The sequence below is a fragment of the Devosia sp. 919 genome (genome assembly GCF_013185965.1).
Lineage (GTDB): Bacteria > Pseudomonadota > Alphaproteobacteria > Rhizobiales > Devosiaceae > Devosia.
The window spans coordinates 1,134,869-1,158,350 of the sequence record NZ_JABAOL010000001.1; the positions used below are offsets into that span (position 1 = coordinate 1,134,869).

At 59.6% G+C, this 23,482-nt stretch carries 19 protein-coding genes, 2 tRNA genes and 1 pseudogene; 15 read left to right on the top strand and 7 right to left on the bottom strand.

Features of this window, described 5'->3' with window-relative positions:
• Positions 1-136: 136 nt before the first annotated feature.
• Positions 137-1,240: a hypothetical protein gene (locus HRQ64_RS05420; RefSeq protein WP_172122507.1), complete on the bottom strand. Its 1,104-nt coding sequence runs from the start codon at positions 1,238-1,240 to the stop codon at positions 137-139.
• A gap of 357 nt (positions 1,241-1,597) precedes the next feature.
• Between HRQ64_RS05420 and HRQ64_RS05425 the strand changes: the two genes are divergently transcribed.
• From HRQ64_RS05425 to HRQ64_RS05435, 3 genes are all read left to right on the top strand, one after another.
• Complete coding sequence (locus tag HRQ64_RS05425) at positions 1,598-2,611, top strand: hypothetical protein (RefSeq protein ID WP_172122508.1); 1,014 nt, start codon at positions 1,598-1,600, stop codon at positions 2,609-2,611.
• Between the two features lie 1,950 nt (positions 2,612-4,561).
• On the top strand, positions 4,562-5,644 hold the full coding sequence (locus HRQ64_RS20445) for a PD-(D/E)XK nuclease family protein (protein WP_349236733.1): 1,083 nt from the start codon (positions 4,562-4,564) through the stop codon (positions 5,642-5,644).
• Positions 5,644-9,045: a UvrD-helicase domain-containing protein gene (locus HRQ64_RS05435; protein ID WP_172122510.1), complete on the top strand. Its 3,402-nt coding sequence runs from the start codon at positions 5,644-5,646 to the stop codon at positions 9,043-9,045. The genes HRQ64_RS20445 and HRQ64_RS05435 overlap by 1 nt, the downstream gene beginning before the upstream one ends.
• Positions 9,046-9,092: 47 nt before the next feature.
• Here HRQ64_RS05435 and HRQ64_RS05440 read toward each other — a convergent pair whose 3' ends face one another.
• Positions 9,093-10,586, bottom strand: a complete 1,494-nt coding sequence (locus tag HRQ64_RS05440) for an integrase (protein WP_172122511.1) — start codon at positions 10,584-10,586, stop codon at positions 9,093-9,095.
• 220 nt (positions 10,587-10,806) lie between these two features.
• Positions 10,807-10,881: transfer RNA gene (locus HRQ64_RS05445), tRNA-Thr, on the bottom strand.
• Positions 10,882-11,278: 397 nt separating this feature from the next.
• Between HRQ64_RS05445 and murA the strand changes: the two genes are divergently transcribed.
• Entirely contained in the window at positions 11,279-12,571 is a 1,293-nt protein-coding gene (gene murA / locus HRQ64_RS05450) for a UDP-N-acetylglucosamine 1-carboxyvinyltransferase (RefSeq protein ID WP_172122512.1), read from the top strand.
• A 49-nt stretch (positions 12,572-12,620) separates the two neighbouring features.
• Here the strand turns inward: murA and HRQ64_RS05455 are convergent, their stop codons facing one another.
• Positions 12,621-13,124: a hypothetical protein gene (locus HRQ64_RS05455; RefSeq protein WP_172122513.1), complete on the bottom strand. Its 504-nt coding sequence runs from the start codon at positions 13,122-13,124 to the stop codon at positions 12,621-12,623.
• 175 nt (positions 13,125-13,299) lie between these two features.
• Here HRQ64_RS05455 and HRQ64_RS05460 point away from each other — a divergent pair, with 175 nt between their 5' ends.
• The 8 genes and pseudogenes from HRQ64_RS05460 (at position 13,300) to HRQ64_RS05490 (ending at position 17,339) form a co-directional block, all read left to right on the top strand.
• Positions 13,300-13,731 carry a DUF2948 family protein gene (locus HRQ64_RS05460; RefSeq protein WP_172122514.1) on the top strand — a complete coding sequence of 144 codons (432 nt, stop codon included), beginning with the start codon at positions 13,300-13,302 and terminating at the stop codon, positions 13,729-13,731.
• A gap of 15 nt (positions 13,732-13,746) precedes the next feature.
• Positions 13,747-15,039 (top strand): histidinol dehydrogenase, encoded by a 1,293-nt coding sequence (gene hisD, locus HRQ64_RS05465; RefSeq protein WP_172122515.1) that lies wholly within the window; start codon positions 13,747-13,749, stop codon positions 15,037-15,039.
• Between the two features lie 8 nt (positions 15,040-15,047).
• Positions 15,048-15,521, top strand: a pseudogene (locus tag HRQ64_RS20080) (UPF0262 family protein); the annotation flags it as partial.
• A gap of 6 nt (positions 15,522-15,527) precedes the next feature.
• Positions 15,528-16,007: an arsenate reductase ArsC gene (locus tag HRQ64_RS20085; protein WP_349236734.1), complete on the top strand. Its 480-nt coding sequence runs from the start codon at positions 15,528-15,530 to the stop codon at positions 16,005-16,007.
• Positions 16,008-16,083: 76 nt separating this feature from the next.
• Entirely contained in the window at positions 16,084-16,302 is a 219-nt protein-coding gene (infA, locus tag HRQ64_RS05475) for a translation initiation factor IF-1 (RefSeq protein ID WP_127752095.1), read from the top strand.
• A gap of 9 nt (positions 16,303-16,311) precedes the next feature.
• Positions 16,312-16,950, top strand: coding sequence for a Maf family nucleotide pyrophosphatase (locus HRQ64_RS05480; protein WP_172122516.1), 639 nt, complete (start codon positions 16,312-16,314; stop codon positions 16,948-16,950).
• On the top strand, positions 16,950-17,156 hold the full coding sequence (yacG, locus tag HRQ64_RS05485) for a DNA gyrase inhibitor YacG (protein ID WP_127752097.1): 207 nt from the start codon (positions 16,950-16,952) through the stop codon (positions 17,154-17,156). Before HRQ64_RS05480 ends, yacG begins: the two co-directional genes overlap by 1 nt.
• A 107-nt stretch (positions 17,157-17,263) precedes the next feature.
• Positions 17,264-17,339: transfer RNA gene (locus tag HRQ64_RS05490), tRNA-Phe, on the top strand.
• Between the two features lie 353 nt (positions 17,340-17,692).
• Here HRQ64_RS05490 and HRQ64_RS05495 read toward each other — a convergent pair.
• The 3 genes from HRQ64_RS05495 to HRQ64_RS05505 all read right to left on the bottom strand — a co-directional run bounded on the left by HRQ64_RS05495 (position 17,693) and on the right by HRQ64_RS05505 (position 21,094).
• On the bottom strand, positions 17,693-18,280 hold the full coding sequence (locus HRQ64_RS05495; protein ID WP_172122517.1) for a DUF308 domain-containing protein: 588 nt from the start codon (positions 18,278-18,280) through the stop codon (positions 17,693-17,695).
• 781 nt (positions 18,281-19,061) lie between these two features.
• Positions 19,062-20,426 carry a HAMP domain-containing sensor histidine kinase gene (locus tag HRQ64_RS05500; RefSeq protein WP_172122518.1) on the bottom strand — a complete coding sequence of 455 codons (1,365 nt, stop codon included), beginning with the start codon at positions 20,424-20,426 and terminating at the stop codon, positions 19,062-19,064.
• A complete protein-coding gene (locus tag HRQ64_RS05505) occupies positions 20,426-21,094 on the bottom strand; it encodes a response regulator transcription factor (protein ID WP_172122519.1) in 669 nt (222 codons plus the stop codon). Before HRQ64_RS05505 ends, HRQ64_RS05500 begins: the two co-directional genes overlap by 1 nt.
• Between HRQ64_RS05505 and HRQ64_RS05510 the strand changes: the two genes are divergently transcribed.
• From HRQ64_RS05510 to HRQ64_RS05520, 3 genes are all read left to right on the top strand, one after another.
• Positions 21,093-21,353 (top strand): hypothetical protein, encoded by a 261-nt coding sequence (locus tag HRQ64_RS05510; protein WP_172122520.1) that lies wholly within the window; start codon positions 21,093-21,095, stop codon positions 21,351-21,353. The two genes, HRQ64_RS05505 and HRQ64_RS05510, sit on opposite strands and share 2 nt — an antisense overlap.
• A 179-nt stretch (positions 21,354-21,532) precedes the next feature.
• Positions 21,533-21,913 (top strand): hypothetical protein, encoded by a 381-nt coding sequence (locus tag HRQ64_RS05515; RefSeq protein WP_172122521.1) that lies wholly within the window; start codon positions 21,533-21,535, stop codon positions 21,911-21,913.
• A gap of 120 nt (positions 21,914-22,033) precedes the next feature.
• Positions 22,034-23,434, top strand: a complete 1,401-nt coding sequence (locus HRQ64_RS05520) for an FAD-containing oxidoreductase (protein WP_172122522.1) — start codon at positions 22,034-22,036, stop codon at positions 23,432-23,434.
• Positions 23,435-23,482: the final 48 nt, after the last annotated feature.

Sequence of the window (23,482 nt, forward strand, 5' to 3'; positions counted from 1 at the left end):
TGTGGATTGAACACGCCCCCTCCATCCTATTTGCAACCAGCGTTCTTTTGCCAAGATAACTCTGTTCGTCTTCATCAAGATTTTTTCGATCTTTTCAATCATATTGCCGAGAAAATCAGCGGTGCCATGCCTGGTCTCAGAAGACCGCTGCCACCCAAGTCCCATCATCTGCCCAGTGATGAGATCCAAGTCCATCGGTCGCGCAAACCATCGGGAAATTAGCGCAGGCGGCGAGTATGCCGAAGCGCGTTTCCTCAGCCACATAGTGGTTGCGCTCGCCACGCGTTTGCAGAAGGCACCAACCCACTTGTCCTAGCTTTCCGAACTCAAGGACTGCTGGCTCCTCACCTCGCCACTCGTAAAAGTAACGGACGCCGTTCAGAATCGAGAGAACCGTCTTCCGCCTCATGGTCTCATGGCCGAGGCAATTGTTGAACTTCCTGGCTATTTCATCCAGGCCAACTAAGGTGTCGATCGGCACTAGGCTGCCGCTAGCCTCCCACGGCGGGGCTGGGAACGGAAAGCTTAAAATCACCTCCCAAATAGCTTCTACGGGATTGGCAGCTTTCAGAAGCGGGCCAGTCACCTTGGTTCCCTGTAGACTCTCTAGCCGCCTTAAGGCCCAAGTGACAAACCCTATAGCCTCAGGGGCTACTAGGCCTCCTTTCAGTAGGTTCAGTACAGGACGAGCCGCTAGGGCAGGTGGCAGGGCTACGATCGACAAAATCATTTCGTCCGAAGGTTCAGTCGCGTGGCGGACAAACTTTGCGGCCGCACCCTCATTCAAAAGCGTTCGCGCGAGGGCGCGATATATCCTGGGGCTGCGCGGGGTTGCCCCCAACTTACCAAGGACATTGCTGTATCCCCGAACCCGCTCTCCGAACGCCTGGAGGATAAGGTCCTTGCTGCTGGCAAATGTGAGCTGGTGGTAAGCCAGCTCTGCCGACATCGCATTGTTGGCACAGAACTTCACTCGCTCTGATGACAGCCAAGCGTGCCACAAATGGCGTCGTCCGTCGGCGGCCGCTATGTACTCGTGGATCCTGCCGCCTGCCCAGATCTTCGTGACCGGGTCGGCGAACTCACCGGCGATTATGGGGATTAGACTGTTGCCGTTTGCCAGCCCGCCGCGGCAGAAATCGGGAGGGCTGCTGCGCTTTGTTTCTACTACGTCTAATTTTCCTGTGTCCCGTTTGATTGTCTTTGGCATGTCCTCGGATGGGAGTTCGTTAGGGTGCATGTCACCTCCGTTGCCGACTTGAGTGTTATACCGGCAGAGTGCGACAAATTCGGTCGTGAGGAAAACTGAGGATTGTCAAAGATGATTCGCATAAGCAATCATGCCACTGCAACGACTTAATGGATCAAATTATCCCTCGGTGTAATCGCACCCAAGGCGGCCTCGATCTTAGCCCTTCGGAGAAATAAAAGGGCCATATCACCCAGCCTTCTTGCATTACGCAAGTACAGATAGTCCAACAACTATATGAAGCGGCTAGAAAATCATCATCGTGTTCCGGATGGTGGTGTTTTCCCGTTCCTTCTCGTAATTTACAATGTCGATTGTTGATCGTGTTCGATTTACCTGGAAGAACTAATGGATTGGTTTGAAAAGCTGACCGGCTTCCCTGAAGCCGGATATGAAGAGACCAAGGACAAGCTGATCGTCGCGGATCGTAGATTGCATTCTCGCGTGAATGACGCGAGCTATGGGGTTGGCGAGATAGAACTTGTATCTCTAGGCACTCTGCGCACCCGAGCGCAATTGGCAGGCCCGCCCCGCGGTCAGCTCAAAGCGAGCGTCGTCACTGGCGACGTTCGGGCCATGCACTCCGATCCACTCCATGCTGATGCCTTGTTTCAGGTTGCTTCCCAGTTCAACCTTTTAGAGATGGTTGGACCGGATGTGACCCCTGAACAGGGCGTTACTAGGTACCAGTTCGACCGCACCCAAGGCCCGGCCTGCGCGATGGCCGCCGGAGCCGCCACCATCTTCCGCAATTACTTTGTGCCGGTAGGGGGCAGCCGTGGGCAAACTGCAAGCCGGCAAATCGACGCCATTCAAGAGCTTGGCGCCGTCCTAAGCGAAGCTGTTGGGATGCAGATCGACGCTCTGTGGACGATGCGCAACGGCTACGTTTTGGTGACGCAGCCTGGACTGGAGGCTATCTCAGGCTACCTGCGAACCATCTCGACAGCAGAACTCGACAAGCTGCGTGCCAAGCTCTGCATCGGGGTCCACTCCGATGTGGAGGTTACCGACGTCGAAGGTTCCAAACCGCAGTTCGTGTCCCAAGCCTTCTGTTCAGCGCTGCCTGTCGCCTACAACCGGGTTCGCGGACCGCACTGGGAGCCTTTCGCCCGGCTGGTACTTGAAGCCGCCTATGAGGCGACGATCTGGTCGGGTGTGCTGAATGCCCGGCGTGGTGCCTCCAATATTGTATTTCTAACCTTCCTAGGCGGGGGTGCGTTTGGAAACGCCGAGGATTGGATCGACGCGGCGATTAACCGGTCGTTGCATTTGGCGGCCCGGTTTGACCTCGACGTGCGGCTGGTCAGTTATGGAAAACCGAGCGCGAACAAGTTGAAGCTCGTGGAAAAATTCAAGTGACCGAGAGAATCGGCAGCCGTTTGTCAGCCTCTATGGCCTGGAAGAACCGGGTCGCACAGATCGAAGTTCACGCACGCTTCGCTTGCAGTTGAGCTCGGACGAGCGCGATGCAGTAGTCAACGGCAAGCTTTCGCTGTTGTCGGCGAAAGTCGAAGGATTTTCCCACTGCTGCCGAATCTATGCCCTTGGACACTGTGGGAATAATCTGAGCTTGAGGATGGCGTGCGCTAGTAGGGTGAGTTATTTGTTGCTAGTAGTTCTTTCTTGATAAACTGCTGATCACTGGCGTGATGCAGTAATGTTGCCGGTGCAGCTTTACTGGAGTGGGAAAACCGCCGGCAATTCTCTACTTCCATTTTTCGGCAGATCTAAAGGGTAGAAATGAAGCGGCTTACATACATTGCCTATGGCCGATTGGCAGCCAGAGAAATCCGTCTCGACGCAGCCCGAGGAGGTCGCCACGGAGTTCAGGTGATGCCATTTGAGCACCTAGTGGCACGGCTAGCTGGTGGCTTCAGCCTGGCAGTTGACGGGGAAACGCTTCGAGGTGCCCTTCAGGAGGTCCTGCCACAGACGAATGTCGGTGAGCTTGAGACCTTGAAACTTCTTCCTGGGATGGTCGGTGCTGCTGCAGATACACTGCACAAAGCATGGCGAGCCGGAATTGACCTGTCGCAACGTGGTTTGGATCACCCTCGCATTGCGGCTCTTGCAAATCTTGAGGCCGCCGTCCTGCAACGACTTCCCCAGTCAATGAGGCGACCACAAGACCTAGTCGCCCTCGCGCAAAGCCGAATGGTGCACGCTCCGGCTCTCTTCGGGGAAGTTGAAATTGTTGGTATTAGCGAGCTTTCGCCATGCTGGCGTCCTTTGCTGCTCGCGTTAGCTGAGAAAGTTCCTGTTAGGTGGCACGCTGGCCCGCGGTTAGCCCCCTCATGGCTGAATAATTCTGCCGTCCAGATCGTGCGCTCACCGCCGGAGAACCCTTCGATATGCGTTGTAAGCGCATCCACTGGCTATCACGAAGCCGTGGAAGCTTTCCGGTGGGCACGCAGGCTGATCGCAAGTGGTCAAGCCAAACCTCACGACATAGCGATCGCCGCTACCGCTCCGGCTGCATATGACGATGAATTTTTGGCGCTGCGCCGCGATACCAATATCGACCTTCACTTTGTCCACGGTGTACGGGTAGTCAGTACACGCGAAGGCCAAGCTGCTGCGGCTTTAGCAGATATCCTTGTCCACGGCTTATCTCAGACGCGACTCAAGCGACTTGCGACTCTTCTCGGGAGGGATGCAGGACCTTTCAGAGGCCTTCCCGATGGGTGGCAAAGGGTCTTGCCGCCTGAGGCGCCACTGTCTTCACGGGAATCCTGGGAAAGACTGTTCAGGCGGTTGACGCCAGCAGACTGGCCGGACGGTATTGACCATTCGCCACGCTTAAAGGGCCTGATAGAGACGCTTTTCGCCGGGACGGCCAAGGCCGCTGAGGTCGGCAGTGCAGTGCTTTCCTCCGGGGCCTTGCAGATCTGGCAGACCGCAATGCTGACAGGAAACGCAACCGCAATCGACCTTACAATCGACGCTCTCAGGCAGGTCGACACGTGCGAAGCATGCGTGTCGGTCGCGTGGATGCCAGCCTCCGCGTTGGCAGCCTCACCGCGCCCCTTCGTTCGCCTTCTCGGCCTCACTTCTACGGCGTGGCCACGCAGAATATCAGAAGATCGGCTGTTGGCCGATCACATCGTTCCTGCTGGCGAACTGGATCCCCTGCCGGTCACTTTGGCGGACCGGCGCGATTTTCAAACGATCCTACGGACAACTAGAACGGAAGTTGTGTTGTCGCGCGCCCGGCGAGACGGCGAAGGGCGAATGCTTGGCAAAAGCCCTCTACTTCGCGGCATCGGCAGTGAGATCTACCTCAGGCGTAACCAGCGACCTGCTCATGCCATGAGTGAGACGGATCGGCTTTTCGCCAGACCCGACGAATTTGCCGCTGGCTCCCAAGCCGCATCAGCGAGGGCATGTTGGCACAATTGGCACAGTCGAGAGCTAACAGGCCACGACGGGATTGTTCGACCGCAGCACCCGACCCTGTTTGCTGCGTTGTCCAGAGTTCAGTCCGCTAGTTCGCTCAGCAAACTACTCCGGGGGCCACTTGCATTTTCATGGCATTACGGGCTCGGCTTAAGAGCACCAAGGGGCGGTGATGAGGCCCTAGTGCTCGATGCAAATGCCTTGGGTACTCTTGTGCATGACACGCTTGATCAAGCCATTCGTACACTGGAACGCCTCGGGGGGCTTGCCAGCGCCAGCAGTGAGATGGCGGCCGGTGCGGTCGATGCGGCGGTAAGCACTGTGGCTGAGAGGTGGGAGGCAGAACAGGCGGTACCTCCCCGTGTAATTTGGCAGCGCAGCCTGGGGGAGATTCGCAATATTGCGTGGAGTGCACTCCAGCATTCCGACGCAACATATCCCGGACAAATATCCTTCACAGAAGTGCCTTTCGGTGGGCAGCTCCCGAGATCGGATGGTCCTCTGCCCTGGGATGCGTCATTGCCAGTCGAAATCGCTGGAACGGACTTCAAGATATCCGGGTACATCGATCGACTGGACCTGTCTGGAAACAAGAACCAAGCGCGAGTGCGTGATTACAAGACAGGAAGGATGCCCAGCGAGCCAGTGTCCCTGAACGGTGGCAGAGAGCTTCAGCGCTGTCTTTATGCATACGCAGTGCGCGCCATGCTGGGGGATCACGTCGAGGTTGAGGCCTCATTGCTTTACCCGCGAGAGGCAGAAGCAAGACTTCTTGAGGAGCCTGATGCGGTACTGCAGGCTCTTTCAGAGCATCTCGCGGCGGCTTGGGCTAACCTGCTTTCGGGGGTCGCGACAGTCGGACCCGATGCAGGCGGGGACTATGATGACTTCAGCTTCGCGCTGCCAGCAAACGCAGCGAACGGATACTGCAAGCGCAAGGCCGAAGCGTCTCGACAGGCACTAGGCGATGCCGCGCTCGTTTGGGAGGCCAACTGATGACCGTTGCCGTAAAGATCCTGGCGGATGAGGCAGCGCGCCTTACAGCCATGACCGCTCACGACCGCTCCATCATGGTTGAGGCTGGCGCCGGCTCCGGGAAGACGGCCATCATGGCTGGCCGGATCGTTCTACTTCTTCTGGACGGAGCTCCGCCTAACTCTATCGCAGCCGTGACCTTTACCGAACTGGCCGCCAGCGAATTACTGGCGCGCGTTCGTGATTTCGTTGACGAACTTCTCGACGGTCAAGCGATACCGCGAGAGCTCCGCCTGGCAATTCCCAATCCAATCTCCATTGAGCAGCGTACGCATTTAGAGGAAGCAGCAGCATCCATAGACGAGATTACTTGCTCAACCATCCATGGTTTCTGTCAGCGGCTCATCAAGCCGTATCCTGTGGAGGCAAAGATCGATCCGGGAGCATCCCTGATGGATCCCGGTCAGGCAGAGCTCGCGTTTGATGACATCCTTGATCAGTGGCTTAGAGAGACGCTCGAAGACGAAAGCGAGTGCTTTGTCGCCGAGCTCGTCTTTCAAAACCCCGCCAGCGCCGTTCAGCTTGTGCGGGATGTTGCGGCGCAGCTACGCCGTCACCGCGTTCTTTCTTCGCCTGCGTCGTCTGCACTCAGGCCGCTGGCCAGAGCATTTCGTGATGCAGTCGCTGCTTACGGCAAGTTCTTGGGGGAATCGGCAGCTCAAGAGGAAGAGAGCATAGAACTGGCAGCACGCATGTCAGACATGGCGGACGGCCTGGACTTCGCAATGGAAAGTGACGGGCCCGCTGCAACCGTGCGGCTCCTTGTTTCGGTCGCTCATCCACAATTGTGCAAGAACGACGGGAGCTTTCGGGCTTATAGAAAAAAGGGAAAATGGGGAGCTGCTGCGAAAGCTGCGGGCTTGTCAAAGGGTGACGGCGATGACCTGAACAACAAGGCGGAAGAGTTGCACTTGGCCTGCTGCTCAGCATGGACACAGATGGTGCGCACCGCTGCGGGCAGAGTTCTTGCGGAACTCCTGATCGAGATCCAGCCTGTATGCGACCGCTTTCGCGAGTACAAGCATTCTGCTGCTCTTCTTGATTTCGACGATTTGATTTTCTCGGCAAGAGACTTGATCAGGGATTGCCCAGAGGTCCGAACGGCGCTGAGCGAGCGGTATCGCCACATTCTAGTGGACGAGTTTCAGGACACTGATCCCTTACAAACCGAAATTTTCTGGAGGTTGTGCGGAGATCCTGTGCAAGCTCAGGACCCAGACGCATGGACCTCGTTCAAGTTGAGGCCTGGAGCACTATTCCTCGTCGGGGACCCCAAGCAGGCAATTTACAGGTTTCGGGGCGCGGACGTGTCTGCTTACCTTCGGGCCAGAGAAGCGATCAGGCTGCAGGAGCCCGAAAACCTGCTGTCCATATCAACGAATTTCCGTTCGTGCGCAGGCATCTTGTCTTATGTAAACACCCGCTTCGAACCTCACATGTCGGCTGATGGGCAGCCAGGATTCACGGCGCTAGACGCCTTCCATCCTGATCCGATCAGCGGACTGTGCGTAGCCGCCCTTGAAGTCGCCTGCGCCGGAGCTGACGGAAAGGCCAGCTCGGAGCATCAGCGGGACTGCGAAGCCGATACGGTAGCAGAAATGTGCGCGAGACTGATCGGCAGCTACGACGTCGCGGACCATAAAGCCGGAATTCCTCGTATCTGCAGGCCTGGCGATATTGCCCTCCTTGCTCCCACCGGAACCGATCTTTGGCGCTACGAAGAGGCATTGGAGCGACGCGGTGTTCCGGTTGCAACCCAGGCCGGAAAGGGCTTTTATCGTCGGCAGGAAATCCAGGATCTTATCAGCATTACCCGGGTGCTGGCCGACGGTCGAGATACCCTCGCGCTTGGCGCATTGCTGAGGGGACCACTTGTAGGGCTCACAGAGGAGCAACTGCTCGACCTTGTCTGGTCGCAGCCGAAGAATTCTGACTACCCTGAGGCAATCCCGCGTCTGAACATCAACTTTGATCCTTCCTTTGTCGCGGATCCGCTGGCACGCGATATCTTTGAGCGACTTCAGTCTTTACGGAAGCGCATCAACAGCACCACGCCGCACCAGTTGATTTCGGAAGCCATCGACTCGCTGCGGGTTCGGCCACTACTGCTTCAGCGGCATCGTGGGCAGGCAGATAGAGCTCTCGCTAATGTTGATCTTTATCTCAGTTTGGCTGCGCCCTATGGCTCCAGAGGCCTGAAGGCGTTCGCAGAAGCTATGACTGCTGCGTGGGAGGGGAAAACGGCAGCGGCCGAAGGACGCCCGGATGCGCAGGAGGAAGCCGTGTCTCTTTACACGATCCATGCTTCCAAAGGGTTGGAGTGGCCCATCGTGGTGCCGATCAATACCATGACGAAGGTCATGGCCACCTCTGGGGCGATCGTCAATCGCGAGGAACAGCGCCTCTATCTACCGGTACTGGGTGTGGAACCCGCCGGGTACGCTGACGCCTGCGATGCAGAAATGGCCGAACTTAATCGCGAACGGACGCGGCTCTGGTATGTGGCCGCAACACGTGCGCGCGAGCTTCTCGTTCTGCCGAGGCACAACGTGGCAGCCAGGAGCAATTCCTGGAACGCGCTAATTGACCTAGATCTGGACCGGCTTCCGGCGATCGACTTATCTGCACGCACCGGAGCATCAGCGGCTCAGGATATAGACCCGCCCAGTTTGCAATCCCGCGAGGTCTTTGCCGCAGAAGCCCTGGCCATCGTGTCTGCGACAACCCGCCTGGAATGGCTGGCGCCCAGTCGCGGTGAGGGGCCGAGCGCAGCCTCGGAACCACTGGAGGGCCTAGCAGCAGTGTTCGCGCCTGACGGGGAGGGCGCTCTGCCGCCTTCCAAACCGAGCACAAAGATCCAAGGTGGACGGGAGCGCGGTCTGATCATCCACAAGCTTCTTGAGGAGGTCCTAACCGGTGAGACGCTGGATGGCTTAAACGAGTTGGAAGCGCGGGCTGAGCACCTCATCGCCGATCTCGGCGCTCAGTCGGTTTCGGATCCATCTCTGGGTCTCTGCGCTGGGGAGATCGCAAGGGTGATCTTGTCTACCTTGTTGTTGCCGGAAATTGCGAGCGTGCGGCCGATGCTCGTCCCTGAGTTTCCGGTTTTCGCGATGGAAACGACGGACGGCGTGGAAACTGCGACGGCCGGGACAATCGATGCACTCGTCGTTGACCAAAACGGACGTCCACTTGTTGCCATCGATTGGAAAAGTGACGTTAAACCGAGCCCTGAAACCGCGGAACACTACAGGAAGCAAGTACGCCGATACCTTGAGGTTACCGGCGCAGCAAAGGGGCTTATCGTGTTCGTCACCAGCGGCGAGCTGATAGAGGTCACGCGTACTCGAAATGCAGCGTAGTTCTTGATGTCTCGCCGCCACCGAACGCTACACTCCGGTTTTGCACCCTAGATGTCGTAGCTATGTAGCTTACCGATCGCGCTCTTTTTCGCCCGCAGTGTTACGTCCCCATATCCGTCTGAAGCGGTTCTTCCGGTGTGGCCTTGGATGCTGTCAACAACATGCGGATCCAGGCCAGCTTCTCGTGCAAGGGTCTTGAACCGGTGTCGCCATCCATGGTTAGGCTGCACACCTTCGGGGATAAGGTTCTCCGCTCGCAGCCACTTGCCGACGCGAGCGGCGACTGCCTGCGCAGGGAACTTTTTGGGATCAGGATTAGGGGGGTGGAACAGTGGACCCTCTACAGATTGCTCAACAAACTCGAGAAAGCCTATTTCCTCAAGTTGCTGATGCAGCGGCACATCCCGGTACTTCTTGCCCTTTACGGAGCCTGCCTCCGGGGTGATGCGAACATACCTAACGTCACCCGCGCTATAAATATCTGACTTTCGGAGTTGCAGAACTTCGGTGACTCGCGCTCCTGTAAAAGCGCACAACCACGGACCCCATCGCTTAGCGGCGGTCACGTATTCCGACTCGCGGTTTGCTGGGTTGTCGCGAGTGGCTGGCTGATACGAACGGCATCGTCGGAGGATCGCAAGCGCCTCAGCGTCGGTGAAGCCCTTTTCGCGCAAAACGGGCTGCGCGTACATCTTAACCCTGATGCCTTTGGCAACGTTCGTTTCAAGCAACCGGTCAGCAACGGCATCGGACAACACCGCCTTCAATGAGGCGAGCCACACGTCTTTCACGGTCTTTGGACTGAGTGTTTCCAGCCTGGCATCCCGCCAAGCGATCACCTCCTCGGCCGTCAACAAGCGCGCATCGTCCGCCTGCCGTATAGCTGACCCCTTTAGCCCCCGTGAGGCCGCCAGAAACTGCAGGAGATCGTCGAATACGCGGCTCCAAGCTTTCCGGGCAGAGGCGCCCCCACCATTAGCTTCTAGATGCTTCAGATGCTGTTCCAGCAGCTGCCGAAGCGACAGCGGCTCAACATAAGGTTCCTTGGTCACCTCCTCCACCACCGGAGCCAAGTGAGTAGGGTGGAGGATTTCGTTCACGGGAACGCCCTCATCGCGTTCATACATGCGAGTGAGGACCTGTAGCTCCGCCTCTGCGATTGCTCGCGCAACCTGACGCCATTTCGGAGTTCCGCGTGGTGCGTCCAGATTGCCGCGCAAGGAATAACGCTTCAAGAAGCCGCCGAGTAACTCCTCAACGTCTCGATCCTGGAGGGAGCCGGCCGAAGCGGCGCGAAGATTCGCAACATAAGCGTCGTCGATGGAGATCGCGGCCCAGGGTGAACCAGAGTCTCGCAACACCTCGTCCAAGGCCAACTGATCGTTGTAATGTACGCGGGCCAATTCTGAAGCTGTCATGGGCGCCGCTCTAGCAGCAGCACGAGCTGCATCAGTGCCTTGTTGGACCTCAAGCGTGCGTCTGGCGTGATCGAGCTTCCCGTTGATTTTTACCAAGGCGGTGGGCAATTTTTCGATCGCCACGCGTCTGTCCGCCCCCAAGGGTTCTCTGAGTTCGTTCGTGCCGACGTACCGTCGAAGCTGCGGTGGAACGATGCGACGGGCATAATATCGACCGTCTCGGAACAGCAGGAAGGGGATTTTTCGAGGCAAGAAGAGGTCCATTTTGTAACGTGATTTGTAACGTCAAAATGGACGGTACCCCTGAAAAATCAAGAGTCTTAATGATGTCAAAGGGATGGAATGGTGCTGCCGGACAGGATTGAACTGTCGGCCTCCCCCTTACCAAGGGGGTGCTCTACCACTGAGCTACGGCAGCATTGGGTGGTTGCGGGGCAGTGCCCGGCGACCGCGGCTCTACTGCCATAGGCCTTGGCTCGACGCAAGGCTAAAAAGCTTTTATAGGCAAGCTTCACTCGTGTTGATCACCATGACCAAATCCACCCAAGCCCTCCAACGTGAGCAAAGATTGGCCGCAAAGCTGCGTGAGAATCTCAAGCGCCGCAAAGGTCAGGCCAAGGCTCGGGCCGATGCGGACATGCAGGCGCCCCCTTCTGCGCCGGCAACACCGCCGGTCAAGGATCCGTAAACCATTTTCAGGCGAACTATCTTGCCTGTTTCCACCGGTGCCGGCCCACAGGCTCTCGCTTCGAGGCCCGGGCAGGCACCACGCTCGCTTCCCGGGGTTTGCGCCCCACACCCAGGATTTCTCCCAAATGGATCGCATTCGTCTGGTCGGCGGCAATGAACTGCGGGGCGAAATCCCCATCTCGGGCGCGAAAAACGCCGCCTTGCCGCTGATGATCGCCTCGCTGCTGACCGATGAGCCGCTGGTGCTGCAAAATGTGCCGCGCCTGGCCGACGTCAAGCAGCTCGAGCGTATTCTCGAGAATCACGGCGTCGATATTGCCGTGCATGGCCGCCGCCGCGGCGAGGAAGACGCTGTTGGCCAGCGCATGACGTTCCTCGCGGCAGATATCGTCGACACCACGGCCCCCTACGACCTCGTCAGCAAGATGCGCGCCAGCTTCTGGGTGATCGGCCCCTTGCTGGCTCGCTGCCACGAAGCGCGGGTTTCACTGCCCGGCGGCTGCGCGATCGGCACGCGCCCGGTGGATTTGTTCCTGTTCGGGCTCAAGCAGCTTGGCGCCAGCATCGATATCGACGACGGCTATGTGGTCGCCCGCGCCCCCAAGGGTGGCCTACGCGGTGCGCATATCGTTTTTCCCAAGGTTTCGGTTGGCGCCACCCACACCATCCTGATGGCAGCCACACTCGCCAAGGGCACGACGGTGATCGAAAATGCCGCCCAGGAACCCGAGATCACCAATGTCGCCGAGTGCCTCGTCGCCATGGGCGCTGACATCACCGGCATCGGCACCCGTACGCTGACCGTGGTCGGCGTCGACAAGCTCCATGGCGCCACCGTGGATGTGATTCCCGACCGCATCGAAACCGGCACCTTTGCCATGGCCGCCGCAATGACGGGCGGCGATGTGCTGCTGCGCGGCGCGCGCGCCGAGCACCTGCAGTCAGCCTTGGGCATTCTGGGCCAGACCGGCTCGGAAATCATCATCGAGGACAAGGGCATTCGCGTGCGCCGCAACGGCAACGGCATTCAGCCCGTGGATGTGGAAACCGATCCTTTCCCGGGTTTTCCGACCGATCTGCAGGCCCAGTTCATGGCGCTGATGACCATGTCCACCGGCGTATCCAAGATCCGCGAAACCATCTTTGAAAATCGCTACATGCATGTGGCCGAGCTCGCCCGCTTTGGCGCCGATATCCATGTTGATGGGCAGGTGGCGACCATCACCGGCAAATCCCAGCTCAAGGGTGCCCAGGTCATGGCGACCGATCTGCGCGCTTCGGTGTCGCTGGTGATTGCCGGGCTCGCTGCGCGCGGGGAAACGGTGGTGAACCGCATTTACCATCTGGACCGGGGTTTCGAACGCCTCGAAGACAAGCTCAGCCGCTGCGGCGCCGAGATCGAGCGCATCGCAGGCTAATGACGAGGGCCGGTTCTGTGTGAACCGGCCCCATTTCTTGGCAAGTGCCTCAGCGGCAGGAGGCCACATCCACCAGGGCGTCCCGCTCGCGCGGGCCAACAACGCTCACGAGCTCGATCCGGAATGGCTTGCCAGATAGGGCAATCGCCGTGGCGCGGTGATTGCCGTCGAGGATGAAGTGCTCGCTTGGCGCGAACCGGTAGGTCGGCAGTTCAAGCTGGAGTGGCCCCGGGCTGCTTGCCCACTGCGCCACGAAATACTCGACGCTCGCCCGGTGCTCGGCCGGTATGCGGGCGAAGTTCTCCACCACATCGCCCATCCGCATCTGCTGCGAGGCGAGCCAGTGCAGGAAATGCGGCATGATCCGCCCGAGGCTCTTGCGGAAAAATGTATGAAAGCCGAGCAGTTCCTGGCGATTGGTCAAAGTCCGACGCTCAATGGGCCAGCGTTCGGCGGCGAATCGCTCCCAGTTCAGCCCAACCGTGATGTCGGGAAACTGCTCCCGGTAATCTGCGGCGGTCAGCTCGGGAGGGCGGAGCAGTGTTTGAGTCATAGTCGATTTGTATTTGTGACAATAACGTGACGCAAGAGCTCTGCCGCGCCCAGGCAATGCTCCGGGCCAGCACAGCTTTTCTGAGGGTGGTGACATTGCCCGCGAGGGGGCAAGCTTGTAGATCAGCTAAAGGGTGCCCAGATAGGCGTATTCCCACCCATACAAGGCTTGCCCCATGACCGATCTGAAGCTCCTCGCGCTTGATAGCGAAGATCTGGAAGTGATTTCCGCCCATGTGCAGGATGCCGTGGTGCGGGTCAGCGACATGGGCTATGCCCGCGCCGATCGCCGCTTCGCCCTGCTGATGAACCGCTTCGATTGGGAAAGTGCCGATGCCCGCGGCAAGGGCTTGCGCAAGCGGGCCGGCCTGCACTTCGATAGGGTCAGCCATGTGGCGATTGCCGGTTTTGATCCCAATGCGCGCGATGGCGTCCTGGAATTGCTCGCGGTTACCTTTTCGGTTACCGACGATCCCGCTGGCATTGTCGAACTCAGCTTTGCCGGCGGTGGCACGGTGCGACTGACGGTGGAGTGCCTTGAGGCCCGGCTGGCTGATCTCGGCGCCGCCTGGGCGGCCGCTGCCAAGCCAGCCCACAGTCTCGAGTAACCATAAGGCCGCCTGATGCCCCTTCGCCTAAACACTGCCCAATCCGATTTTGAAGCGCAATTTGCCGCCCTGCTCGGTGGGAAGCGCGAAGCCTCGGTCGAGGTGGGCGATGTTGTTGCCGGCATCATTCGCGATGTGCGCACTTCAGGCGATGCGGCCGTGGTGGAGCTGACCAATCGCTTCGACAAGGCGGGCGTAACCGCCCAGACCCTGCGCTTCACCCCCGAAGAAATAGACGCTGCCGCGGCCCGGGTGAGCGCCGATGTGGTGGCGGCGCTGCAAACCGCCCATGACCGCATTCGCTCGCATCACGAAAAGCAGTTGCCGCAGGATCATGTCTATACCGACGCGTTGGGCGTAACGCTCGGCAGCCGCTGGACGGCCGTAGACGCCGTGGGCATCTATGTGCCGGGTGGCCTGGCCTCCTATCCTTCCTCGGTGCTGATGAACGCCGTACCGGCGCGGGTGGCGGGCGTCGAGCGCATCGCCATGGTGGTGCCCACGCCCAACGGGCAGCTGAGCCCCTCCATTCTGGCGGCAGCGCGCATTGCCGGGGTGTCCGAGATTTATCGTGTTGGCGGTGCCCAGGCGGTGGCCGCTTTGGCCTATGGCACGGCAACCATCGCCCGGGTCGACAAGGTCGTGGGTCCCGGCAATGCCTATGTCGCGGCGGCCAAGCGCCAGGTTTTCGGGCAGGTCGGCATCGACATGATCGCCGGCCCGTCCGAAGTGCTGGTGATCGCCGACGGCTCCGCCAATCCCGCTTGGATAGCGGCCGATCTTATTGCCCAGGCCGAGCATGGCGGCGGTGCCCAATCCATTCTCGTCACCACCGAGCCGGACCTGGCCGACGCGGTTGCGAGCGAAGTGGATCGCCAGCTTTCCTTGCTGCCCAAAGAGGGTCTGGCGCGTGAAGGCTGGGACGAATTTGGCGCCATTATCGTCGTGCGTTCGCTCGGCGAAGCCGTGGAACTGGCCAACCGCATCGCTTCCGAGCATGTGGAACTGGCCGTCGACGATCCGCAGGCGCTGGTGCCCCGCATCCACCATGCCGGCGCGCTGTTCCTGGGCCATCATACACCCGAGGCTATCGGCGATTATGTCGGGGGCTCCAACCATGTGCTGCCCACCGCCCGCTCGGCGCGCTTTGCCTCGGGCCTGGGCGTGCTCGACTTCATGAAGCGCACCTCGATCCTGGGCTGCACGCCGGGTTCGCTCGCGGCGCTTGCTGAGCCCGCCATCACCATTGCCAATGTGGAAGCACTCGAAGGACACGGGCGCTCCATCGCTATTCGGCTAAACCGTTGAGCATTTCGATGGAGCTACGATCGGCAAGCGCGGAAACGGACCGCCTCGTGACGGTCACGCTCGATCCCAACACCATCACCTCGATCAATCCCGACGAGGTGCATGAATGGCGCATTGCCATCTATGACCTCTTGGAAGACAACAGCTTCCGCCCCGCCCGGGTGGATGCTGTTGGCCCCTTTGCGCTGCATATGTCGATCATCGGCAATTACATTGTGCTCGATGTGCGCCATCCCGAAACCTTCCAGCCCATTGCGGCCCATTACCTGTCACTGACCCCGTTCCGCAGCCTGATTCGCGATTATTTCCGCATTCGCGACAGCTATTACGAGGCGATCCGCTCGGCCCAGCCGTTCCAGATCGAGACCGTCGACATGGCCCGCCGGGGCATGCATGACGAGGCGGCTGAGCTGCTGCGCACGCGCCTTGCCAACAAGCTCATTATCGATCTGCCCACCGCGCGGCGCTTGTTCACCCTGGTTTGCGCCGTGCAGCCCTATGCCAGCCGGATCGACCAGCGCAAAAGCGAGCTGCCGAGCGTTTTGTTCGTATGCTCGATGAACTCGGTACGCTCACCGATTGCCGCCGCGCTCGCGCGCCAGCTGTTCCCCGGGCGCCTGCTCGCCCGCTCGGTGGGGGTGAATGGCGGGGTGGCCGACCAGTTCGTCCATGAGGTCATGGCCGAAATCGGCATTGATATGTCGGTGCACACCCCCCATATCCTGGATGAACTCGTCGCCAACCGCTTCGACCTCGTTGTCACCCTTTCGGATGACGCCCCCGGGGCCGTGGAGCGCAAGGGCCTTGAGGCCAATGAGGTCCAACATTGGCCCCTGGCTGATCCCTCCAGTGTGGAAGGCAATCGCGAGACAGTTCTTGGGGCCTATCGCGAGCTTCGCGACAGCCTGCGCCGGCGCGTGCGCGAGCAATTGGAGCCACTGGTTTCCGGTGGTTCACAAGTCCCTTGAATTCCGTTAGGTTGCGCGCAATTTCAGGACCCCGGCCGGCAGAACCTGCCCGCTGGGTTTCTTTTCAGGAGTTTTCATGGCGAAAGAAGAAGTCCTTGAGTTTCAAGGCACCGTAGTAGAGCTGCTTCCCAACGCGACCTTCCGGGTCAAGTTGGAAAACGATCACGAGATCATTGCGCACACTTCGGGTCGTATGCGCAAGAACCGCATTCGCGTGCTCACCGGGGACAAGGTGTTGTGTGAAATGACCCCTTATGACCTCACCAAAGGCCGCCTGACTTTCCGCTTCCGGTAAGGCCATTTGATGGCCACCCGTCCGGAACTCATTCTGGCATCTGCCTCGCCCCGGCGTTTGGCTCTGCTCAATCAGATCGGCATCGAGCCTGAGCACCTGGTGCCCACCCATGTCGATGAAACCCCCGAGAAGGCCGAGTTGCCGCGCAAGCTGGCAGCCCGTTTGGCTGATCTCAAGGCACTGACTGCCCAGCACAAGGCCCGCACGGCCGGCTTTGGCGGCGAAGCCTTGGTGCTGGCCGCCGATACGGTGGTGGCGGTGGGCCGGCGCGTCCTGCCCAAGGCCGAAACCATGGAAGAGGCTGCCAATTGCCTCAGCCTCTTGTCGGGCCGCTCGCATCGCGTCTTCACCGCGATCACCGTGCTCACCCCCGGCGGGGCCAAGCGCCAGCGTATCGTGGAAACGCGCCTGCGCTTCAAGCGCCTGTCGGTGCGCGAAATGGAGGCCTATCTCGCCAGTGCCGAATGGCAGGGCAAGGCCGGCGGCTACGCCATCCAGGGCATTGCCGGGGCTTTCGTGATTAAGCTCTCGGGCTCCTATTCCGGGGTTGTCGGGCTGCCCCTGACGGAGACCGCCGCGCTGCTGGCCGGCGAGGGCTATCCCGTGCACTTCAACTGGCTCAACAAATCCAGCCATTCAGGCGTGTGATGGCCCGGTTACCCACAACCAAGCCCTGTCCCATCTGCGGCAAGCCGCCGGTGGAAAAATTCCGCCCCTTCTGCTCGGCGCGCTGCGCCGACGTGGATCTCAACCGCTGGTTTACCGGCGCTTACGCCATCCCGGCCGAGCCCATTGGCGATGGGGAAGGGGGCGCTGGCGTGCCCGACGGCAGCGAGGAAGACGACGAGTTCTAAGCCCAAGACACGATTTGGTTTTCCACACGCTGCTTTGGCTCTTGCACCGGCAAAACCGATCTCCTATAAGGCCCTCGGCTTCAGCCAAGGCGGTTCACCCCGCCACTGCCCGGGTAGCTCAGTTGGTAGAGCAGCGGATTGAAAATCCGCGTGTCACTGGTTCGATTCCGGTCCCGGGCACCACTATTTCTTGTTCGGTTACAGCAGTTCAATGAGGGTTTTGCCATGAGGGCAATGCCTTCAGCGTCCATGCGCGTTGCGCTGCGCTCTCCAGCATTTCCGGGATTTTCTGGACAGCCTCGGCGAATCCATCCGACATGCAATGCGGCATGGCGCGCACGCACAAAGCCCTGCAGCACATTCCTAAGTCTGATCTAGCCGCTTGGTGTGATCAGGACACGCCAGCTTGCATCCCCGCTTTGATGACAGCAACAGAACAAAGGCCAGGCCGCCAGCGCTGAACCTATCAGCGCCTAGGCCGGCACCCCTGCTCATATGCGTTCAAGGGGCGGCTGATCGCCGCCCCGATGCACGGTTCAGTTGGGTACTGCTGCGTGCCCACGAGTGCTCTGGATCGTCAGCCATATGGCTGAGAGCAGGAAGTAGAAGGCGCCAAACGCAGAATAGGGAACAATTGCAGTGATGTCCGGCGGGGTGTCAGCACGCGCCATGACGACGAAGGCCACGCCTGCCAGTGCAGACTGCGCGCCGCTCAGGATCATCACCCACTGGGCCCCTGCCGTTCTCCACCGCCGAGCAGCGGTAACGAGTTGGAACACCCCTGAAAGCGCTGCCCAAATCCCGAAGACAACGAGCACAGTGTTCATGCTCATGCCCAAGGCAAATGCAACAGCAGCGGCCGTAAATACGCCAACGGCGAGGTTCAGGGTCTGGCTCAGATTGGATCCGAGGCCGCCATTTTTTTGTGCATCGAGATAGTTCGCCAGGGCATCCCATGCCGGGTAGGCGACAAGCAAAATGGCAGCCACGGCAGCGTTGCTTCGGCCAATGATCAGTGCCGCCGCGATCCAGCCGATCGAAACTGCTGCGCGGGTGAAGTAATAACTCCGCAGCCAATCGCTGGGGGCGGGGGCCTGGGACTTGGCGGTGGAAAGATCAGTCATGATATGTCTCGATTGTTGTTGGTGTTTGCTGAAAGGTGGGTCGGAAGGTGAGTTGGTCTCGAGGAGGCTTTCGGGTGAACGGATGGCGTTCTTTGCCGAGCCTCGAGGCCCAGCGAGGGTGGCCGGGACCTGGGATGCAGGCTGACGGACGCAGAACTTATTTGCGCCAGCGCCGCAGAAGCTGGTTCCTTTGGGGATCGCCATGCCTGGACGCGAGTAGCGCTGCCCATACGTCAACTGGGTCAGCTTTGGGCCAATCTGTTCCACGATGGGAGTGAAGGCCTGTCCGGGATGGCCAGCAATGATCAGCTAGCGAACTGAGCGTGGAGCAAGTTCGCTCTGGGTGTTAGGCATTTATGAAGATAGCGGGGAGGAGAATACTTCATCTCGGATGTTCCTTGCTGTTGAACATCATCACCCTACGGACCAACAATTGCCCCAACATTGTGGAACCAGATGGGGAAGGTTTGGCGTCTTGCTTTTCTAACTTTGCTTGGCCCTGCGCCAGATGATGATTTCTGGCGTGCAGTGGTGCGGGCCTCTGGCAGCAACAAGGGTGTCCGGGTCGCGGCAGCCCAGGTCAGGCTGGACTGCTTCGGCGACGAGCCTGTATCGTTCAACCAAGGCTGATCGATAACCAAACCCCGAGAGGTTCAACCCGGCCTGATGGTGCCCTTCACCTGTGCGTCGCCGTTTAAAGGGGGGCAGAGCCGCTCGACTGTCCGGGGGTGAACGGATCTTCCGCCTGGAAGCTGTTGCGCCTGCACCAGATCCGCGTTGATCAGGCGCTCTGTGCAACCCGAGTGGGGATCACGGGAAGCGATATTTCGAACAGCGCACCGCCTCCGGGAGCGTCACCTACGGTGATTTTCCCTTTGTGCCTTAGCACAATATCCTTGACGAGGTTCAGGCCAAGTCCCGCACCTTGGTCCAGCGGAACGACGCGGCAGAACGGCTCGAAAATTGCCTCCCTGTTTTCAACCGCTATTCCCGGTCCTGTGTCAGCGACCGTCAGCGAACCTTTGCGGCATACCGCCACCCGTATGTTCGTTTTCCGACCGCCATGGATCACGGCATTCTGGATCAGATTGATCAGGGCCCGCGAGAGCGAGGCCGCGTCCGCGGCAACAGTGACGCTCTCGACCTCGGCATCAAAGGAGATCTCATCGCCTGCTGCAATGGCGAGAGGGGCCATGTCGGCCGTGACTTGCGCCGCCAGGTCAACGAGATCCACCGGCTGCAAGATTGTAAGGTCAGCGTCGAAACGCTCCAGATCAAGCAATTGATTGGCCAGATTGGCCAGGCGCGCCACATCCAGCATCAGTCGGCTGCGCTGCTCGTCGTGCGGCAGTAATTCGATACGGGTCTGCAAGATCGCCACTGGCGTTCGCAGTTCATGTGCCGCATCGGCCAAAAACCGTTGCCGGCGCTCAATGCCGTCATCAAGGCGCTGCAAGGCAGCATTCACAGCACGCACCAGCGAATGCAATTCATCGGGCACATGTTGGAAGGAGAGACGCATGCCGCGCTGGGCGATGTCGATCTGTTCAGCTTCTGCTGCCGCCTTGTTTACACCCCGGAACTGCAGCCTTACGATTAGGGGAATGACCAGAAAGGACACTGCAGTTAGCAGTGCCAGCAGTTGCAAGTACATCGGGCCGCCGGCGGCTGCAAACACTGCCCGGAGCGGTGTATCCGGTCCCCCGGCGGTTGCCACCCAAAGCAAACCTGCGGGGCTGTCCTGGCGCCGCACGATCGTGGCGGGCTGCCCCGGAACATCCATGTCGCCGATGTCAGCCGAATGCAACCGGGTGAGACCGGCAATCAATGGCGCCATCCATTCAGGGATGTCGCCCATCTGGACCGAGGTGCCGTTTGCATCGGCAGCGTAAAACCACATTCCAGGGTATTCAGCCGTCAATCGGATAAGATCCTCGCTGGGGACCAGATCCAGTTGACCGGGCCCCCGGCGCTGGACAGACTCAGCAAAGGACTGGATGACACTGTCATCCAGCCCTTGCTCTGAACTCATCAAGTTCGTCATCGGGATCGATGCAGCAAAGATGAATGCGACCAACGCAATGGCTTGCACCAGGACCAGGTAAATGGTCAGCCTTGCGCGCAGGGAACCCAGTCGCCAGTTCATCAAGATATCGCCCTCAAAAGATATCCCAGTCCGCGGATCGCGTGAATCTCAACTCCGGCGCCGCTGATTTTGTTACGCAAGCGCGAGATGTGGGAGTCGAGGGTGTTGGACGAGATCTCGTCATCATAGCCATAGACTGCTTCTTCCAGCGCGCTGCGAGACACGGTTCGTCCCGAGCGCCGAACAAGGATCTCCAGAGCCAGCAGTTCACGACGGGTAAGGTCAAGCGGCTGCCCCGCTACTTCCGCCTGACGGTCCGTCAAGTTGAATCTGAGCAGACCGACATTGATCGCAGTCTCACCGAACTGAGCTGGGCGTCGCATCACCGCACGCAATCTGGCCATCAACTCGTCGATCAAGAACGGCTTGGGTAAATAGTCATCGGCCCCGGTATCAAGTCCGGCAACCCGTTGCTCTGCCGATCCCATGGCCGAGAGGACAATGACCGGCAAGCCCGGGCGCTCGCGCCTGATCAGAGGGATCAATTTCAATCCCTCCCCATCGGGCAGCTTGCGGTCCAGCAACACGGCGTCATGTACTCCGCTGCGGCATGCTTCCTCTGCAATCTCCAGAGTGGAGGCGTGATCCACTACAATGTCATGCCGGCTCAGCGCGGCGGACAGTGCTGTGGCCATGTCCAGTTCATCTTCGACCAGCAGGATGCGCATGAATTTACTCTTTTGTTTGTACGCTCAACTGTCAATCCTGCGGCTGCGTGATCCGGTGCAGGGTGGGCACTGGGCAGGTCAGTGGAGACAGGAACGAAGCAATGGCGCCGGCACGCGGGATGCCAAAGTTTTCGCTGTCCCCGTCCTTGGACATCCCTATCTGGCGATCCAACCATTGCCCGAACATTGCGGCGCGCACTCTCCTGAACTGTTCGTGGTGACTTGCCGCATCTGGTGGCGCACCGATGTAGCGCCCTGACGTCCCATTGGAGATGACCTCCGCTGTGTGTTGAACGGCGAAGTCACGCGCACAATGCCGTGGGCCTGTAGCGAGAACAGCGACGTTGAAGCGAATAGTTTCGGGAAAGAAATCTCGACAATGTTCGCGCAATGAACAGAGATCAAGTTCGGGGTGTTCAAAACGAAAGGAACACCAAAATGAAATCTCTCTCCTCCGCCAAAGTTATTGCACTTACCCTCGCCCTTCTTGTTGCGTCCCCAACTGCATTTGCAGCGGAAAGCCTGATCTCGGATCGCGCGCTGGACGGCCGGCCCATCTCCGAGATCACCGCCACACTGGCCTCCCGGGGAATTATTGCCACCGAGATCGAAAAATGGGGCAGCGACATCCGCGTTTATGCCCAAGGGCCTGACGGGTCCGGACGTGTGTTGATCCTCGACAAGGACACGCTCCGCCCGCTCAACGCCCCCACTCAGGTTGGTACGAACCTGGATGTAGGCCAGACGCGACCCGCTGCCCGACCGGCCAGCAACGCCTATCGTGTGCCACAGTCGCTATCGGAAAATACCGAAGAGTGAATTCCCATCCGATCCGGGGCGCCACAAGCCCCGGATCCTATGTGCTTTGCACCCGAAAGCGTCCGCCATTCATCTTGGCAACTTCGCCACTCCCGCGCGGCGCTCCTAAAGAGATCTATCATGTCAATTGATTACTCAAGGGCCGATGTTGTGCGCCCGTTCGATGCCATCATCATTGGTGCTGGCCAGGCTGGTCCCTCGCTGGCGTCCCGGCTGGCTGCAGCGGGCATGACCGTTGCGATCATTGAGCGCGACCAAGTGGGTGGAACCTGCGTGAACACCGGTTGCAAGCCGACCAAAACCCTTGTTGCCAGCGCCTATGCAATCCACATGGCAAGGCGGGGCGCCGACTACGGGTTCTCCCGGTCCGACGTCGTCGTCGACATGGCTGCCGTGGCGGCACGCGCCCGCAAGGTCATCCTGGACTCGCGCCAAGGAAACGAAAACTGGCTTGCCAGCATGCCCAATGTCGAGTTGATCCGCGGCCACGCGCGCTTTGAAGCAACCAACATCGTCGTGGTGAACGGAGCCAGGCTCACCGCCCCGCGCATCTTTATCAATGTCGGCGGACGGGCGGTTATTCCGGAGTTGCCCGGGCTCCATGATGTGCCGTTTCTAACCAATAGCGAGATCGTCGCCCTCGAAACCGCTCCTCAGCACCTAATCGTGGTCGGGGGCAGCTATATCGGGCTGGAGTTCGCGCAGATGTATCGCCGCTTCGGCGCGCAGGTCACGATCATCGAACGATCGGATCGGCTGATACCGCGCGAGGATCGGGACATTTCCCAGGCTGTCGAGGAGATCCTCCAAGCCGAAGGCATTTCCGTGCGGACCGGTGCCAATTGCATCGGCTTTCAACGGCATGGCGACGGCGTCGCGGTGTCGGTGGATTGCGAGGTTGATGCCTCTCCGGTGATCGGCAGTCACGTGCTGATCGCGGCTGGGCGCCGGCCCAATACCGATGACCTCGGGCTTGATGCAGCTGGCGTGCTCACCGACGAACGCGGTTACATCACAGTCGACGACCACCTCCAGACCAGTGTGCCCGGAATATGGGCGCTGGGGGACTGCAATGGGCGGGGCGCCTTCACCCATACCGCCTACAACGACTTCGAGATCGTTGCCGCCAATCTGCTTGACGGAGATGACCGGAGGGTCAGCAGCCGGCTGCCCGGTTACGCCCTCTATATAGATCCCCCATTGGCGCGGGTGGGGATGAGTGAGGCTGAGGCGGCCCGGACCGGCAGACGGCTCCTCTTCTCCAAGCGGGCAATGGCCCGCGTTGGCCGCGCCGTGGAAAAAGGGGAAACCCAAGGCTTCATGAAGATCGTCGCCGACGCCGACACACACCGCATCCTGGGTGCGGCAATCCTGGGCACAGGCGGCGACGAGGCCATCCATGGCATTCTCGACATGATGAATGCCGACCAGACTTTCGATAGCTTGCGGTGGGCGGTGCCTATTCATCCCACCGTTTCAGAACTCATTCCGACTCTGCTGCTCGACCTGGCAGAGCCCTGAATTCGTCTCGCCAGCTGCGAAACGATGCCGACACGCACAGTGTCACCC

Excerpts from the sequence above, each read along its gene's own strand:
- HRQ64_RS05420 (WP_172122507.1), bottom strand. The coding sequence starts at position 1,240 with ATGCACCCTAACGAACTCCCATCCGAGGACATGCCAAAGACAATCAAA.
- HRQ64_RS05425 (WP_172122508.1), top strand. The coding sequence starts at position 1,598 with ATGGATTGGTTTGAAAAGCTGACCGGCTTCCCTGAAGCCGGATATGAA.
- HRQ64_RS20445 (WP_349236733.1), top strand. The coding sequence starts at position 4,562 with ATGAGTGAGACGGATCGGCTTTTCGCCAGACCCGACGAATTTGCCGCT.
- HRQ64_RS05435 (WP_172122510.1), top strand. The coding sequence starts at position 5,644 with ATGACCGTTGCCGTAAAGATCCTGGCGGATGAGGCAGCGCGCCTTACA.
- murA (WP_172122512.1), top strand. The coding sequence starts at position 11,279 with ATGGATCGCATTCGTCTGGTCGGCGGCAATGAACTGCGGGGCGAAATC.
- HRQ64_RS05455 (WP_172122513.1), bottom strand. The coding sequence starts at position 13,124 with ATGACTCAAACACTGCTCCGCCCTCCCGAGCTGACCGCCGCAGATTAC.
- HRQ64_RS05460 (WP_172122514.1), top strand. The coding sequence starts at position 13,300 with ATGACCGATCTGAAGCTCCTCGCGCTTGATAGCGAAGATCTGGAAGTG.
- hisD (WP_172122515.1), top strand. The coding sequence starts at position 13,747 with ATGCCCCTTCGCCTAAACACTGCCCAATCCGATTTTGAAGCGCAATTT.
- infA (WP_127752095.1), top strand. The coding sequence starts at position 16,084 with ATGGCGAAAGAAGAAGTCCTTGAGTTTCAAGGCACCGTAGTAGAGCTG.
- HRQ64_RS05480 (WP_172122516.1), top strand. The coding sequence starts at position 16,312 with ATGGCCACCCGTCCGGAACTCATTCTGGCATCTGCCTCGCCCCGGCGT.
- yacG (WP_127752097.1), top strand. The coding sequence starts at position 16,950 with ATGGCCCGGTTACCCACAACCAAGCCCTGTCCCATCTGCGGCAAGCCG.
- HRQ64_RS05495 (WP_172122517.1), bottom strand. The coding sequence starts at position 18,280 with ATGACTGATCTTTCCACCGCCAAGTCCCAGGCCCCCGCCCCCAGCGAT.
- HRQ64_RS05500 (WP_172122518.1), bottom strand. The coding sequence starts at position 20,426 with ATGAACTGGCGACTGGGTTCCCTGCGCGCAAGGCTGACCATTTACCTG.
- HRQ64_RS05510 (WP_172122520.1), top strand. The coding sequence starts at position 21,093 with ATGAATTTACTCTTTTGTTTGTACGCTCAACTGTCAATCCTGCGGCTG.
- HRQ64_RS05505 (WP_172122519.1), bottom strand. The coding sequence starts at position 21,094 with ATGCGCATCCTGCTGGTCGAAGATGAACTGGACATGGCCACAGCACTG.
- HRQ64_RS05515 (WP_172122521.1), top strand. The coding sequence starts at position 21,533 with ATGAAATCTCTCTCCTCCGCCAAAGTTATTGCACTTACCCTCGCCCTT.
- HRQ64_RS05520 (WP_172122522.1), top strand. The coding sequence starts at position 22,034 with ATGTCAATTGATTACTCAAGGGCCGATGTTGTGCGCCCGTTCGATGCC.